Origin of the sequence: Paenibacillus crassostreae (assembly GCF_001857945.1) — a bacterium.
Taxonomy (GTDB): Bacteria; Bacillota; Bacilli; order Paenibacillales; family Paenibacillaceae; genus Paenibacillus_AQ; species Paenibacillus_AQ crassostreae.
Genome location: NZ_CP017770.1, coordinates 1,389,476 through 1,404,379, shown reverse-complemented (window position 1 = coordinate 1,404,379; position 14,904 = coordinate 1,389,476). Strand labels below are relative to the sequence as shown.

At 38.7% G+C, this 14,904-nt stretch carries 14 protein-coding genes and 2 tRNA genes; 11 read left to right on the top strand and 5 right to left on the bottom strand.

Annotation, left to right across the window (positions count from 1 at the left end; genetic code table 11):
- The gene (locus LPB68_RS06760; RefSeq protein ID WP_068657185.1) at positions 1 to 810 is read right to left on the bottom strand and encodes a TerC family protein; all 810 of its coding nucleotides are present in this window, start codon (positions 808 to 810) and stop codon (positions 1 to 3) included.
- Positions 811 to 1,240: 430 nt separating this feature from the next.
- Here LPB68_RS06760 and LPB68_RS06755 point away from each other — a divergent pair, with 430 nt between their 5' ends.
- Positions 1,241 to 2,230, top strand: coding sequence for an MBL fold metallo-hydrolase (locus LPB68_RS06755; RefSeq protein ID WP_068657187.1), 990 nt, complete (start codon positions 1,241 to 1,243; stop codon positions 2,228 to 2,230).
- A gap of 91 nt (positions 2,231 to 2,321) precedes the next feature.
- Here the strand turns inward: LPB68_RS06755 and LPB68_RS06750 are convergent, their stop codons facing one another.
- Positions 2,322 to 2,900 carry a phosphatidylglycerophosphatase A family protein gene (locus LPB68_RS06750; RefSeq protein ID WP_068657189.1) on the bottom strand — a complete coding sequence of 193 codons (579 nt, stop codon included), beginning with the start codon at positions 2,898 to 2,900 and terminating at the stop codon, positions 2,322 to 2,324.
- A 138-nt stretch (positions 2,901 to 3,038) separates the two neighbouring features.
- On the opposite strand from LPB68_RS06750, the gene LPB68_RS06745 reads away from it, so the two are divergent.
- From LPB68_RS06745 to LPB68_RS06735, 3 genes are all read left to right on the top strand, one after another.
- Positions 3,039 to 4,106 carry a GerMN domain-containing protein gene (locus tag LPB68_RS06745; protein WP_068657191.1) on the top strand — a complete coding sequence of 356 codons (1,068 nt, stop codon included), beginning with the start codon at positions 3,039 to 3,041 and terminating at the stop codon, positions 4,104 to 4,106.
- A 93-nt stretch (positions 4,107 to 4,199) separates the two neighbouring features.
- Positions 4,200 to 4,958 carry a ribonuclease PH gene (gene rph / locus LPB68_RS06740; RefSeq protein WP_099458667.1) on the top strand — a complete coding sequence of 253 codons (759 nt, stop codon included), beginning with the start codon at positions 4,200 to 4,202 and terminating at the stop codon, positions 4,956 to 4,958.
- A gap of 1 nt (position 4,959) precedes the next feature.
- Positions 4,960 to 5,583 (top strand): XTP/dITP diphosphatase, encoded by a 624-nt coding sequence (locus LPB68_RS06735; protein WP_068657195.1) that lies wholly within the window; start codon positions 4,960 to 4,962, stop codon positions 5,581 to 5,583.
- Positions 5,584 to 5,687: 104 nt separating this feature from the next.
- On the opposite strand, the gene asnB is transcribed toward LPB68_RS06735, so the two are convergent.
- The gene (gene asnB, locus LPB68_RS06730; protein WP_068657197.1) at positions 5,688 to 7,532 is read right to left on the bottom strand and encodes an asparagine synthase (glutamine-hydrolyzing); all 1,845 of its coding nucleotides are present in this window, start codon (positions 7,530 to 7,532) and stop codon (positions 5,688 to 5,690) included.
- Positions 7,533 to 7,843: 311 nt separating this feature from the next.
- On the opposite strand from asnB, the gene LPB68_RS23660 reads away from it, so the two are divergent.
- Positions 7,844 to 7,975, top strand: coding sequence for a hypothetical protein (locus LPB68_RS23660; protein WP_257786627.1), 132 nt, complete (start codon positions 7,844 to 7,846; stop codon positions 7,973 to 7,975).
- Positions 7,976 to 8,182: 207 nt separating this feature from the next.
- Positions 8,183 to 8,256 (top strand) — tRNA-Arg (locus LPB68_RS06725).
- Between the two features lie 56 nt (positions 8,257 to 8,312).
- On the opposite strand, the gene LPB68_RS06720 is transcribed toward LPB68_RS06725, so the two are convergent.
- Positions 8,313 to 9,926, bottom strand: a complete 1,614-nt coding sequence (locus tag LPB68_RS06720; RefSeq protein WP_068657199.1) for a GMC family oxidoreductase — start codon at positions 9,924 to 9,926, stop codon at positions 8,313 to 8,315.
- 262 nt (positions 9,927 to 10,188) lie between these two features.
- Here LPB68_RS06720 and LPB68_RS06715 point away from each other — a divergent pair, with 262 nt between their 5' ends.
- Together LPB68_RS06715 and LPB68_RS06710 are read left to right on the top strand one after the other, a co-directional pair.
- On the top strand, positions 10,189 to 10,638 hold the full coding sequence (locus tag LPB68_RS06715) for a GreA/GreB family elongation factor (RefSeq protein ID WP_068657201.1): 450 nt from the start codon (positions 10,189 to 10,191) through the stop codon (positions 10,636 to 10,638).
- A 66-nt stretch (positions 10,639 to 10,704) separates the two neighbouring features.
- Positions 10,705 to 10,893: a sporulation protein Cse60 gene (locus tag LPB68_RS06710; protein ID WP_068657203.1), complete on the top strand. Its 189-nt coding sequence runs from the start codon at positions 10,705 to 10,707 to the stop codon at positions 10,891 to 10,893.
- 427 nt (positions 10,894 to 11,320) lie between these two features.
- Here the strand turns inward: LPB68_RS06710 and LPB68_RS06705 are convergent.
- Positions 11,321 to 11,394: transfer RNA gene (locus LPB68_RS06705), tRNA-Arg, on the bottom strand.
- 206 nt (positions 11,395 to 11,600) lie between these two features.
- On the opposite strand from LPB68_RS06705, the gene LPB68_RS06700 reads away from it, so the two are divergent.
- The 3 genes from LPB68_RS06700 (at position 11,601) to clpP (ending at position 14,904) form a co-directional block, all read left to right on the top strand.
- On the top strand, positions 11,601 to 12,491 hold the full coding sequence (locus LPB68_RS06700; RefSeq protein ID WP_418303821.1) for a hypothetical protein: 891 nt from the start codon (positions 11,601 to 11,603) through the stop codon (positions 12,489 to 12,491).
- Positions 12,492 to 12,735: 244 nt separating this feature from the next.
- Entirely contained in the window at positions 12,736 to 14,067 is a 1,332-nt protein-coding gene (gene tig, locus LPB68_RS06695) for a trigger factor (protein WP_068657207.1), read from the top strand.
- Positions 14,068 to 14,313: 246 nt separating this feature from the next.
- Positions 14,314 to 14,904, top strand: coding sequence for an ATP-dependent Clp endopeptidase proteolytic subunit ClpP (gene clpP, locus LPB68_RS06690; protein WP_068657209.1), 591 nt, complete (start codon positions 14,314 to 14,316; stop codon positions 14,902 to 14,904).

The following is a 14,904-nucleotide window of genomic DNA, read 5'->3' as shown; positions in this document are numbered from 1 at the left end:
TTATTTCTCAGTCTCTGAGGCAACACTTGCATGTTCTTCCACATCAACCTTACTACTAGCAAACCAACCAACAACTGCAATTAATACCAGAACGATATAGAAAGTAGCTTTCCATGCTGTGCTATGCGCAAATGTCTCAGGTAGAACACCCAATGAAGGATGGGCGAGAGTGATGATCGCTAGCTTAACCCCTACCCAACCTACGATGACGAATGCGGCAATTTCTAGACCGGGGCGGGAATGCAGTAACTTGACGAAGTAAGATGCTGCAAATCTCATAATGATAAGTCCCATGAAACCACCAGCAAAGACAACTAAGAACTGACCGCCGTCTAATCCACCGATATGAGGAATTCCACTTGGTGGTAGCGCTACAGCTAGTGCTACAGCAGCCAGAATAGAATCAACCGCAAAGGCGATATCTGCAACTTCAACCTTAAGTACAGTCATCCAGAAGTTTGCCTTCGTTGCTTCTTTCACCTCAGAAGTAGCTTTTGATGCTTCTTTTTCTTTTGCCTTTTTGGAAAATAATTTACGAACAATATTGTTAACACAGATAAACAATAAATAAAGTGCTCCAATAGCTTGAACCTGCCAGATGTCGACTAGGAATGAGATGATAAACAATGATCCAGCGCGGAAGACAAAGGCTCCAGCAAGGCCATAGAATAATGCCTTTTTTCTTTGTTTGTCAGGAAGATGTTTCACCATAATTGCTAAGACTAACGCATTATCTGCGGCGAGAAGACCTTCCAAGCCTACGAGTACGAGAAGTACCCAACCATATTCCAATATTAATCCAAAATCCATTGCTTCTCCCCCTTATTTCTTTAGTATGCTTCAAAATGCTATAAGAAAAACGTCAGTAGACGTGCCTCTAATGAAAAGCATCAAAAAAGACCTTTACCAAATGGCGAATCCCTCTAAACAACAAGGGCTTCCCTAATTTGGTAAAGGTCTCGCTAACAATTGTTATGATAACAATTGCCAATAAAGCCGGAGAATAATCTCGTATTGACGACTTTACTGTGTAGCTACTCCCCTTTACGGGTATGAATAGTTAATGGCATAATTTGTTGAATGAACAATGAAATCATATATTTATTTTTGAATAATGTCAATAGTAGATAAAACTGTAGTAATCAGAATAAGCTGGTGATGGTACTTTTATAGTAATATAGATTAGAACAGAAGGAATCTAATGAACAGTGAAGATGGAAGAAAGTAGGTCGTACAATTCATGAACATACCGGAGATTCATGTGTGGGATCACGGAATCATTCAAGTGAAAATATCCATGGCCTATCCACTTCGATGGGTAAATAGTTATGTATTGCCTAGCTCTGCTGGTATCTCCATAATCGATCCAGGACCACGAAATCGCACGACAGAAGAAGAGTGGACAAAAGTATTGAAGCACTTAGATTTCGGATTTCATGATGTGAACGAGATTTTTGTGACTCATCATCATCCAGATCACTTCGGATTAGCCGGATGGTTTCAGTCTCAAGCGGATTGTCATGTGTATATGTCGCAGAGAGCCTTTGATGAATCTCAGTACATGTGGGGAACCCACTCCAACATAAATAATCAATTAATGAAGTGGTTGGGGCAGCATGGATTGCCAGAAGCATTGTCAGTCCAGATCGAGCAGCATTTGTTTGGATTTTTGCCTCAAGTTACACCAATTCCTGATATCACAACAGTCGCAGACGGAAGTTTCCTTACTATGGGTAGTTTATCGTGGCTGGCTATTGAAAGTGGTGGGCATGCTCCAGGACATCTTTCTTTATTCCAACAAGAACTTGGACTTATGATGTGTGGAGATGCTGTTCTACCAAGGATATCACCCAATATCAGTCTAATTCCGGGTAGTGATCCTGATCCGTTATTTACTTTCATGAATAGTTTACACCATCTGAATACTTATAAGGTAAATCAAGCTTTTCCTGGACATAGAGATGTATTCATCAACTATCACGAACGTTTAGATGAGCTGCTTAACCATCATGAAGAACGGTTGGAACGAATTGAGAAGCTTCTACATCCTTCTCCACAAACTGGCTATGAAATTTGTGAATCACTATTTGGAAACAGGCTTTCTATTCATCAAATGCGGTTTGCAATGTGTGAAGTACTTGCACATCTGCAAGAGTTAGTGCGACGTGGTCATGCGCGGATTATTTTGTCTTCTCTAGATTACAGGATTAAGTATACTTATGAGGAATAAATCGAAATAATTAATATAACCCACCTAAATCACATGAACACATGATTTAGGTGGGTTATTATTGTTAGGATAAGAATTCGATTACAATAAATTATTCTGGAGACTTGCCATCATTCAAAGGATCAAGCTCTATTCCTTGATCGGCAGCATGAAGCTCACGCTCAGCTTGTTTACGATGGGCAATCCGACTACTGGCAGCAGCAGCAACTGCACCTACGATGTCATCCAGAAATGTATGAACTTGTCCGTCTGTTTTATCATTAAGTCTTTCCAATACACCAGGTTTTAATTTATCTACATAACCATAGTTGGTAAATCCAATACTTCCATAAACATTAACGATCGAGAACGCCAATATTTCATCTACACCAAAAAGTCCTTCATCATTGACCATCATCTCCAGTAAAGGAGAAATAAGTTTACCTTCTTCAGCTAGCATATCCAATTGAATTCCGGTGATGACAGCATTTTGAACTTCACGCTTACTAAGAACCATTTCAACATTATGAATGCACTCGTCCATAGTTAGAGCAGGATAATATTTCTGTTGCAGGAACAAGACGAGTTCGGCAATTTCGGGAATAGTCACGCCTCTTTTATGAAGCAACTCATGAGTTGTCTCTGATACGAATTTACTATTTAGATGGTATAAACCTTTTTCGTTGGTCATAACTTTCACATCATCCTTTGTAATAGAATATCCCTTCCGATCGATGCCCTATTACATAAAAAGTAGTTATTTTTTTGAAAAGGGCTCGTATACATACTAGTACAAACTGTATAAATTGGTTAGGGAGGCAAATCACTTATGTTGAGAAAAATTAAAATTCGAAGCATCACCGCTGCTGGATTATTAGTTGTACCTATGATTGTGGCTGGGTGCAGTGGTTTCAGTAGTCAATCGATGGAAATTGATCCACCACCTGCACAGGTTGAAGCTGACATGCTTCAGTCAATAAATGATAGTCTTCCACAAGCAAAGAGTGAACAATTATCACCAACATCTCTGGTTTTTTTGACAGAACAACATGGTCTGCTGGCCCCAGTATCTTTAGGACTTCCTCCTATGGATAATAAAGATAATTTACCCCTTCGTCAATCTCTTGAGGCAATGGTTAAGAATGGGCCATACGCTGCATATCTTCCCCAAGGATTCACAGGAGTATTACCCGAGGGTACAGAAGTTAAAATGATATCTGTTGATAAGGAACAGAAACTTGCTGTAGTAGAATTTAATGAATCTTTTACTGCATATGATGCCTCAAATGAACGAAAAATACTAGAGGCTGTAACCTGGACATTAACTAGTCATGATAATATCAAGCAAGTTCAATTCTGGGTGGAGGGTAAGAAGATCACAGAAATGCCTATTAATCGTACACCTTTGGATAAACCACTTAGTCGTAGTATGGGTATTAATCTGGAAAAAGGCGAAGGGGCAACTTATACGCGGTCCAGCTCGGTCACAGTATATTTCTCATCAACGTCGCCAACAGGAATACAATATTATGTGCCTGTCACGCGGTTGGTAGAGACTGGTCAGGACCCACTTCATTCAGCGATTAATGAGCTTATCCGTGGTCCACAAGCAAAAGTAGGATTAACACAAGTGATGACGACAGAAACATCTTTACAATCTGTAAAGAGTGAGAGTAGCGGAACGATAACAGTTGCTCTTAAAGATGATATGTTCATTAAGGGGGAGAAAGTTCCATCTGAGTTTCTTCAGGCCATTGTATTAACGGTTACAGAGAATGTTGGGGATAAAAAAGTTATTATACAATTGAATGGAGATACTAATGTAATTGGATACGATAATAAAAATTATGGTGAGCCTGTATCGAGATCACAGTATATAAATGAAATTCCTATATAATCGTCCCCTTCTACAAAAGATGCTTTTATTCCAGTATTTTGATAATATAAGGTTTGCACAAATGGAAGCTAATGATGTAGGAGGAAGATAATATTGAGACACGATGAACGAAATAACGATCAAATTCGAATCATGAATTTAACTACAAATGTTAATAAATATGCGGAAGGATCACTCTACATAGAAATGGGTGATACTAAAGTACTCTGTACTGCAACGGTGGATGAGAAGGTTCCGCCATTTCTAAAAGGACAAGGTAAGGGTTGGGTAACAGCAGAATATTCCATGTTGCCAAGAGCTACACATTCAAGAAATCAGCGTGAGGCTAATCGCGGTAAATTAACGGGGAGAACGATGGAAATTCAACGTCTCATCGGTAGAGCACTCCGATCTGTAGTGAACTTACAGGCCCTAGGCGAGCGTACGATCACATTGGATTGTGATGTAATTCAGGCCGACGGAGGAACGCGGACAACATCTATTACAGGTGCATTTGTTGCACTCTGCATAGCTGTTAATAAGATATCTGAGCAACATAAACTACCCGTATTCCCAATAACGGATTACTTAGCTTCTGTTAGCGTAGGTGTTGTGGGTGGTCAGACACTATTGGATCTGAATTATGAAGAAGACTCCAAAGCAAAAGTAGATATGAACTTAGTCATGACGGGAAATGGACAGTTTGTGGAATTACAAGGAACGGGTGAAGAGAGCCCATTCTCACGTCAAGAGTTAGACGAAATGCTTCAGCTTGGTGAACAAGGAATCAAAGAAATTATTACTCGTCAAAAAGACATTTTGGGCCCTATTTCACAATTAATTGGATCTAGTAGCTCAAGAAAAGGTGTCTAGGATGAAGTTAGACCAAGATATCGTGATTGTTGCAACGAAAAACAAGGGTAAAGTTAAAGAGTTTGAACATGCCTTTGCATTGATAGGTAAACAAGTGAAGAGTATGTTCGATTATGAAGAACTTCCAGAAGTGATTGAAGATGGTCATACATTTGCAGAAAATGCTCTAAAAAAAGCCAAAACGGTTGGAGATGCGCTAGGCCTACCAGTACTTGCTGATGATTCAGGTTTATGTGTAGAAGCATTAGATGGACAACCTGGAGTATATTCTGCTCGTTATGCGGGTGAGAATGCAACGGATCAGGAGAACAATCAAAAGCTGTTGCAACAACTGGAACAATTGAAACAGGGTGAGGACACGGACCAAACTTTATTAAGTACAGCGAGCTTTATCTGTTCATTGGTGCTGTATAACCCCTCGATAGGTGAGTATATAGAAACATCTGGTGCTGTAGATGGCTGGATAACTTCAGATGTAGCGGGTAATGGAGGATTCGGTTATGATCCCCTCTTTTATGTTTCACAGTTTGATAAGACCATGGCTGAATTATCGCTTGAGGAGAAACAATCAATCAGTCACCGTGGGATCGCATTGCGCGAGTTAATGTCTCGATTACATGAATGAGATTTATCATATGATGATTATATATTGATGTATTTAAGAACAGAAGAAGGCTCCCTCGAGGGTAGCCTTCTTTTTATTAAATATAAGAAGGGTTAAGTTTCACATTAGCGTATCGATACATGGTAAGTGCGAAGCCAATAATCGATTTGTGCTAAATAAGCGAATAGTTGCGGCCCAGACATTAATTGTCCAAACCAAGGTAGGTTAGAAGAGGCATCAGATGATGAGGCTAATTCTCTAATTTTAACGGCATCAATTAGAGGTAACAGTGGTGAAGTCGGATCATCTAAGATGGTGAGTATTTGTTGTTTTACTGCTGAAAGAAAATTTGGATTATGTGTTTTAGGATAGGGACTTTTTTTACGGTATAGTACATCATTAGGAAGTACTCCCTCAAGGGACTTACGGAGTATTCCTTTCTCACGATTACCTGTCATCTTAATGTCCCATGGAATATTCCATACATATTCAACTAATCGGTGGTCACAATAAGGAACACGTACTTCTAGGCCGACGCCCATACTCATGCGGTCTTTTCGATCCAGTAATGTAGGCATGAAGCGCGTGATATTGAGATATGACATGATTCGCATCTGTGCATGTTTACCAGTCTCTCCTGCTAGTGTAGGCACTTCATTAACTGCTTCTGAATATTTATCGCCTAGATATTCCAGTGGTGAAATCCAATTTCGAATTTCAGGGGACAATAGATTCGCTCGCATTTCTGGAGCTACGGCCCATGGGAATGTACCTGAGTTTATTAGTTCATCACGATGGAACCAAGGATAACCACCGAATATTTCATCAGCAGCCTCACCAGAAATGGCTACAGTTGCATCTTTTTTGATCTCCTGACAGAACAAATAAAGTGAGGAATCCACATCTGCCATACCCGGTAAATCGCGTGTCCTTGTGGAAGCTTCTAACGCACCCACTAATTCGGGAGTGTCTATTTCAATATAATGATGGTTAGTTTCAAGTTCATCAACCATTCGTTTGATCCAAGGTGCATCAGAGCCTGGTTGGTAAGAGTGAGATTTAAAGTTCTTATCATTATCAACATAATCAACGGAATATGTGTGAACTTGTCCTTGCCCTGTGCGACTATAGTAATCTACAGCTAATGCAGACAATGCACTGGAATCCAACCCACCCGATAAAAGGGCGCAAACGGGCACGTCTGAAATTAATTGGCGTTCTAATGTATCCTGCAGGATTTCCTTTAATTTATGTGCGGTAGTTTGTTCGTCATCTTCATGGGCATGACTGTCAAGCTTCCAATAGGCGTAAGAGCGAAGTCCATTACGAGAATATATCATCGCATGCCCGGGACGAAGTTCATGCATATTCCGATACACACCATGGCCTGGGGTACGCGCAGGACCGATGATAAATAATTCAGCTAAACCTTCAGGTCCAATAACAGCTTCCATTTTAGGATGTTGAAGTAGTGCTTTGGGTTCCGAACCAAATATAAGAGTCTCATCGATATGACTATAGAACAGAGGCTTCACGCCTAGACGATCGCGTGCAAAAAAGACTTGTTGTTGTATACTATCCCAAATGACAAAAGCAAAGATACCATTGAAACGATCCACGCAATCGGGACCCCATTCCATATAGGAAACTAATAATACTTCCGTATCACAACGAGTCTTGAATTGATGACCTCGCTTGCGGAGTTCGTTCGTAAGCTCAGCCGCATTGTATAGCTCTCCATTATATACAACGGAGTATACGGCATCATCTCGATGTATAATCATTGGCTGAGCACCATTCTCTGGGTCGATGACACTAAGACGCCTATGTCCAAAGGCACAAGGGTTTGAAATCCACGTTCCATATGCATCTGGACCTCGTTGAGCTAAACTATCTGTCATTCGCATGAGCAATTGTGAATCTTGTGTCAAATCACCGTTCCATTGAATAAATCCGGTTATTCCGCACATGACGGTTCATCCTTTCTTTGTTGACTAACGATAATTGAACTTTCTATTCATCAAAGTGATGGATCGTAAGCTGGGTACATTAGGTCCAACGATCTTTACAGTCATACAGATATATGCCGAAGGACAGCATAAAATGTCTGTCCCTAATGCAAAACAATAGGAGAACACGAACAGTAAAGAGTCAGAAAAAGTGGGATATTGTCGTGATGAAATACAAATATTATGTAACGGTCAAGAAGATGCATTATCCAAATAATATTACTCATATCCAGTCATCAGTAAAACCATAATAACGATAGGAGGTGATACTGATGGCTGATAAATATAAGAAGAACAAAGGAAATAAATATGTTCACAATCAAGAATTTGCCGAAGAAGTAATAGCTAAGAATCGTGTTCATCACAATGAAGATAAAATAAACTGGCGTCGTGGTAATTTGTAATCATTCCACTTATTTTATTGTCAAAATAAAAATAAAAATTTAACTATTGATTATTTTTTTAGGTGCGCTATAATAAATAACGCACCCTTTTTAATTGGGATATCATTTATAAGTGTATTTCAAAGTTTAGAAAGTTTGCTTATTCACAGAAGTTTAATCATCTAGATTGTGAATGAGGTCGCCGTAATGTTGCATATAATATATCATGTCTCAGTAGCTCAGCTGGATAGAGCAACGCCCTTCTAAGGCGTCGGTCGGGGGTTCGAATCCCTCCTGGGACATAATTAAAAGCTCTCCTTTCGGAGAGCTTTTTGTGTTCCCGGGGGTGAGAATCCTATTATTCTTCATCTAATTCTTTGATGGGTCGACGACGTGATTGGCCATTACGTAATTGCTTAGCAATAGTATAACCAATAAGGAACGCAGCAGCAGAGGTATTCCCATCTACTGTATAAGGAATGATGGAAGCATCAGCTACTATTAAATTATTCACACCATGTACCTTCCCCGTCCGATCGACGACTCCACCTTTGTTTAACGGGGCCATCCGAAGAGAGCCTTGTTGATGGTGATTATGTTCGAAATTCTGAATAATAAATTCCTCGAGCTTTTGATCATCATTTATAATATCAAGAGTTGGTGAAACCAACTGATATGAAGAATCTATTCTTGCCAGTTCAGATGCTATATTCTGAATATAGATTTTATAAATATTTTTAACTGAATCCATATCTGATGGATTAGCAAGGAATCCTTCGTCAGCCAATACAATTTTCAGAGGGTCATTATTTTGAATTTTAATGGTTCCACGACTCTTGGGTCTCAAGAATAGAATTGCTATAGTTAACAGCGTATCAGAACCGATACCGATTAATTGAACCGCTCGACGCGTAGGGTCTAAACCACTTGGATCTGGCAAGAAGGCTCCACCAGTATAAAGGGCATTTGGATCGTTATGTGGTAGAGCATTATCATTCCTGTTGGTAGTAAATATTGCGGAGTTAAGAGTATGATTCTTTAAGTTGATTCCGACATTCGGATTACTAAAGATTACAGGTATTCCCGATGACTTTAATAACTTTGTTGGTCCGATTCCGGATAGCATTAGAAGCTGAGTGCTATTAATTCCAGAAGAAATAATAACCTTTTGACGTGCATAAGCTTTGATACGCTTACCTTCTTTTAAGAACTCGACTCCAATAGCACGTTTAGCGGAAAAAAGGATCTTCAGAGCCGTTGAGTTAAACAATACTCTTAGTTTTCGACCACGAACTCCTCGACCCGCACTTGTCATAATGTCGGATGAGAAAAATGCGGTTGATGAGCTTTCTCTTCGACCATTTGGCTTTTGATACAGTTGCCAACGTGTAAAGGGACCCAAGGGGGATTTAGGATCATTATAATCATTAATCTCTGGGAACCCAGTAGCTTGCGCAATTGCGGTAGTTAATTTTGTCGCCATAGATGTTGGGGTTGATGGTGCTTGCCTGATATCAATCCGACCATGAAAACCATGTACTCCGGCGTTATTAGTTTCTCCATTATACTTTTCTAACTGTTTGAACCTGGAAATTGCTCTGCGGGGTGACCATATTGGACCAAGTAACTTCTCCCATTCCTTGAATACTGCTGATGTAGGTCGTACATACTGCTCTCCATTAATGGAAGACCCCCCTCCTGATAGACGTCCAGTCGTCCATTCAAAAGCCCGATCATCCAATTCGCTCTGCGGAACACCTTCGCCTTGCCAAAAGTAATTTGGGAAAAAGCGTTCTTCTAGTTCAGGAGCAAATGTAGAATCCATAATGGGTTCATCTTTATCGTTATTCTCTCCCGCCTCCAAAACAAGTACGGACGTTTTCTTATCATCAGAGAGGATCTTGGCTATAACAGCACCCCCAGGACCTGTGCCGATAACAATGTAATCAAAAGTTAACTTCGTAATCTCCAAAAACAATCTCTCCCTTTAAATAGGCTATTGTAGGATATTACAGTGTTATGTAATAGGTTCCAAAGTAAAGTGAGATTTCAAAATGGTATAACTAGAAGCGATTAAGCTGTTTATTTTTCCAATTGGAAAAATAGTGAATATTTGATAAGATACGATATAGACCTCCTAGACGAGGTCTATATTTTTATGGAGGGATATCTAATGAAAATACCGCATATTGAAATGGACAGGAAGAATTGTCAATTAGGAGGTGAAATGTTTTATGAACCATAGTTTGATTACTAAAATCTCAAATACTCAGTTGATCAATCAACTTGTTTTTTTTGATGAGGAAAAGAAATTTTTCTTGATGCAATATATTCCAGAAGATGCTAAAGAAAAGAAGAGGGTAGATGAAGTCCTTATTATATATACAGATTTAGTTGAAAAGATTATTTCTGAAAATAATGAAGATTCTTTTAATTCTATGGTGCTTATTGGCAGTCAGGTAACTCTGCAATATACGGATGATGGTTTCGAGGAGATGTATACCATTGTGTTTCCACATCGAGCAGATCCAAGTAAGAATTGGATTTCATTCTTATCACCGATGGGTTTACAATTATTAATGACTAGAATAAACGAATCGTATGAATTTAAAGTTCCTTCGGGTCATATCGGAGTAAGAATACAAGGGATTAAATATATGAATTGTGGCGATATTGATAAATAGCATGCTGTATTAGATTATAGTTTGGTGTATATTAGGGATAGTTACTTTTATGAAGGAGGGTATCCTATGATACAGGTCAAAGAGTTTGTTGATTCAGATAATTCATATGCTGAGAATAAGGCAAATCAATTTTTAGCAGGCTTGAAAGAAGAGCAAGTAATAACCATTCGTTATGGATCCGTCATTAAGAGTTCAGTGACTAAAACGGAGCGTCAAAGAAGTACAATACTTATCGTTTATAAAACATTAGAATAATGTAGACATAATAATAAGTTACTAATTTTTAAAAATATAAGAAAGCATAAGTTTCACTTGAATCAATTTCATAATCGCCGATGCAGCTAAATCGGGTTGCGTAATTATGAAATTGATTCTTGACACTCTAATTCTTATATTTCCGCAGATACGGATTTCGCCCTTGAAAAGGACGGTTTTGCCGTTTCTGCTTGTGTATACGTTTTCTTCCCTTTTGTGGGATTATATCGGTAATTTGGTGAACTGAATTTTAATCTGAATCAATTTCATAATTACCCAAATCTATTGAAATTATGAAATTGATTCTTATAAAAGCTACTTTCCATTTGTCTCCAAATGAAAAGCAGCTTTTATTTATAGCTTTACATAAATGGGGTTCTCACCCTCAGGAACACAAAAGGCTCTCCCGTAGGAGAGCCTTTAATTATGTCCCAGGAGGGATTCGAACCCCCGACCGACGCCTTAGAAGGGCGTTGCTCTATCCAGCTGAGCTACTGAGACAAGAAAATTCAACATTAAATAATATATCACGTTTATAATTGTATATCAAGTTTTAATTTTGATAATGTAGATTTGTAATACGAAATCACTTAAAGAGTACCTTTTTTTGATTTTGAACGGGCTGTGATATAATCTACAATTAATGGAGAAATTTAAAGAGAGGAGGAGCAATTATTAATAATATTCCCTCTAGTAAAGATAATCTTGTGCTTTTTCCAAAAACATTGGACTATTATCAGATACAGTTAACGAATATGCTGGAAAGTGAACGTTATGCTGAAGCTATGGGTTTACTTCGCTTTCTACTTCAATGTCAAGGTCAAGAAGAAAGATATATAGACGAATGGGGAGCTTTGCTTGATTGGTTGGAGACAGCCTTTCCTCAATATATTTCTGAAGAAGAGAATGAACAGTCAAATTTAGATATCGAAGTTGATATAAATGAAGAGGATCTTGCTCGAATGAATGTCGAGGGTAAAGTTGCGGAAGATGCGGAGTATGCCAATAAACTGTTGAAAATTGTTATGGAGGAAGATTTGTCAGAACAGACTTTGTTAGCATTAGGGCAGCTTTCGCATTTAAAAGGTAATTCTATTGATGAATCATTGGTGAATTGGCTGCAGACGACGAAGATTCATCCTTTACTTCAGTACCAAGTCTTAGAGACGCTTCATAAACGAGGTATGCAAGGATGCGTTACTCTAACTAGAGGCACGGAAGAGATTGAAGTAGATATTGAAGGTATCCCGATTAAAGATAATGAATTCCCATTAAATATACAGCAAATTGTAGATCGAGTTGCTCAATATACTGAAATTCAGGATCCAACGCTTTACTACTTCGCTCAAGAACTATGGTCACAATTCATAAGAGTGATATACGGTACGAATGTCTATCTATCAATGCTGACTGAAGATGATTTAGTGATGGATATTTGGGCGGGTACGCTCCATCAGGTTGTTTCTGAGAGTCTGACTGGAGATCGTAATGAAGAGGAGACTCGTTCTATATATGGGATTACAGAGAATTATCGCTTTCGATTCGAGCAAGCCTACCGTGTGATGAAGCAATTTGTTACAACTGGTGTAGCATATTGACCAAAATCGTTATTTTAAGATAATGACTTGAACCTGCTCTTGAAAAAGAATACAATGTTGTTTATACTATAATGGTTGTTCTGTGCGTGAATCAATTAGTGTAAATAGTGGTTACAAGCCATTCTTAATATAGGAAAGGTAACTGTTTCCGCGGGAAATATAAGGTCTAAGTATGAATTGAGACTTATACTTTCTTATTTTTTAGATAAACTATGTGAATTATTTTTGGAGGGGAAAGCATAAAATGAAAGCAACCTGGGAAAAAATAGAGAAGAACCTTGGGGTTCTTGAAGTAGAAGTAGAAGCAGAACGTGTAACCGAGGCACTAAATAAGGCTTTTACAAAAGTATCTAAGAAAGCCAATGTACCTGGATTCCGTAAAGGTAAGGTACCACGTTCCGTATTTGAAGCACGTTATGGAATCGAAAGCTTGTATCAAGACGCTATTGATATCTTGCTTCCAGAAGTATATACAGAAGCTGTGGATGAAACGGATATTTTCCCTGTAGACCGTCCTGAAATTGATATTGATCAATTTGCTAAAGGTGAAGTATTTAAGTTCAAAGCAAAAGTTACTGTTAAACCTGAAGTAACATTGGGCCAATACAAAGGCGTAGAAGTTCCTACACAAAAAGTTGAAGTTACTGAAGAAGAACTTAACCAAGAATTAACTCGTTTGCAAGAACGTCACGCTGAGCTAGCAGTTATCGAAGATGGTGTTGCTGAGAATGGTGATATCGCGATTCTTGACTTCGACGGATCCGTTGATGGTGTTCCTTTTGAAGGTGGACAAGCTGAACGTCATTCATTGGAGTTGGGAAGCAATACGTTTATCCCAGGCTTTGAAGAACAAGTAGTAGGTTTAGCTACTGGCGACCTTAAGGATGTTGAAGTTACATTCCCTGATACTTACCATGCTGAAGATCTTGCTGGTAAACAAGCAATCTTCAAAGTGAAAATTCATGAAATCAAACGTAAACATCTTCCTGAATTGGACGATGAATTCGCTAAAGATGTAAGTGAATTCGAAACTCTGGGTGAGTACAAAGTTGATCTTATGAAACAATTAGAAATTCGTAAAAATGAAGAAGCACAAGGTGTTCGTGAAGGGCTTGTAGTGGATAAAGTTGCTGAATTAGCAGAAATTGATATCCCACAATCCATGATTTCAAGCGAAGTACAAAATATGGTACGTGATTTCGATAATCGTCTTCGTGGACAAGGTATGAACCTTGAAATGTTCTTGAGTTTCTCTGGTCAAACGACAGATGATCTTCAAGAGCAAATGAAAGGTGATGCAGAGAAACGCGTTCGTAACAACTTAGTTCTTGAACAAGTTGCTAAGGATGAAAAGATTGAAGTTTCTGAAGAAGATGTTACTAAAGAATTGGAAACATTATCTGTATCATACAAACGCACACCTGAAGAACTTCGTAGTGTTTTAGAAGCTAATGGATCATTGAACAGTTTGCGCGAAGAGATTTCTCTACGTAAGACTGTTGAATTCCTAGTGTCTAACAGTAAGGAAGTTGCTCCTGTGGAAGTTGAAGAAGTAGTTACCGAAGATGATAAATAAGAAGGCTGCTGCCTAGGCTGCCATACAGATGATAAGGCGCGTAATTATTTTACGTGCCTTATTTTTTACTAAACATAATCCAAAATATGGATAATTCACATAGTGAATGGGTTTTCTAACGAATACATATTTTATAAAAAATCAATTTCGGTTGCTGTAGTTGAAAAAATGACATCGTGCTTCTAACATGTTAAAATATTGATAAGATATTAAATTACATCTTAAAATGGAAAAGAGGTTGGCTAAATGAGTCTGGTACCTATGGTTGTTGAACAAACCAGTCGTGGTGAACGTTCGTACGATATTTACTCAAGATTACTTAAGGATCGCATTATTTTTCTAAGTAATGCCATTGATGATGATGTTGCCAATCTTGTAATAGCACAGCTATTATTCCTTGCTGCTGAAGACCCTGAGAAGGACATTAGTTTATATATTAATTCACCGGGTGGTTCGGTTACAGCGGGAATGGGTATATACGATACGATGCAATTTATAAAGCCAGACGTCTCCACGATATGTGTGGGAATGGCAGCTAGTATGGGTTCCTTGCTACTAACGGCAGGAGCGAAGGGTAAGAGATTTGCACTGAGCAACAGCGAAGTGATGATTCATCAGCCTTTGGGTGGTATCCAAGGTCAGGCATCAGATATTAGGATTCATGCAGATTGGATCATGAAGACAAAAGAAAAGCTCAACCAAATATATGTGGAACGTACAGGTCAATCCCTTGAAAAAATCCAGATCGATATGGATCGTGATTTCTTCATGAGCGCCGAAGAAGCGGCTGCTTATGGTCTTATTGATCGAGTTCTTACATCACCGAACAAATCTTAA

Coding starts and splice junctions, on each gene's coding strand:
- LPB68_RS06760 (WP_068657185.1), bottom strand. CDS start 810: ATGGATTTTGGATTAATATTGGAATATGGTTGGGTACTTCTCGTACTC.
- LPB68_RS06755 (WP_068657187.1), top strand. CDS start 1,241: ATGAACATACCGGAGATTCATGTGTGGGATCACGGAATCATTCAAGTG.
- LPB68_RS06750 (WP_068657189.1), bottom strand. CDS start 2,900: ATGACCAACGAAAAAGGTTTATACCATCTAAATAGTAAATTCGTATCA.
- LPB68_RS06745 (WP_068657191.1), top strand. CDS start 3,039: ATGTTGAGAAAAATTAAAATTCGAAGCATCACCGCTGCTGGATTATTA.
- LPB68_RS06735 (WP_068657195.1), top strand. CDS start 4,960: ATGAAGTTAGACCAAGATATCGTGATTGTTGCAACGAAAAACAAGGGT.
- asnB (WP_068657197.1), bottom strand. CDS start 7,532: ATGTGCGGAATAACCGGATTTATTCAATGGAACGGTGATTTGACACAA.
- LPB68_RS23660 (WP_257786627.1), top strand. CDS start 7,844: ATGGCTGATAAATATAAGAAGAACAAAGGAAATAAATATGTTCACAAT.
- LPB68_RS06715 (WP_068657201.1), top strand. CDS start 10,189: ATGAACCATAGTTTGATTACTAAAATCTCAAATACTCAGTTGATCAAT.
- LPB68_RS06710 (WP_068657203.1), top strand. CDS start 10,705: ATGATACAGGTCAAAGAGTTTGTTGATTCAGATAATTCATATGCTGAG.
- tig (WP_068657207.1), top strand. CDS start 12,736: ATGAAAGCAACCTGGGAAAAAATAGAGAAGAACCTTGGGGTTCTTGAA.
- clpP (WP_068657209.1), top strand. CDS start 14,314: ATGAGTCTGGTACCTATGGTTGTTGAACAAACCAGTCGTGGTGAACGT.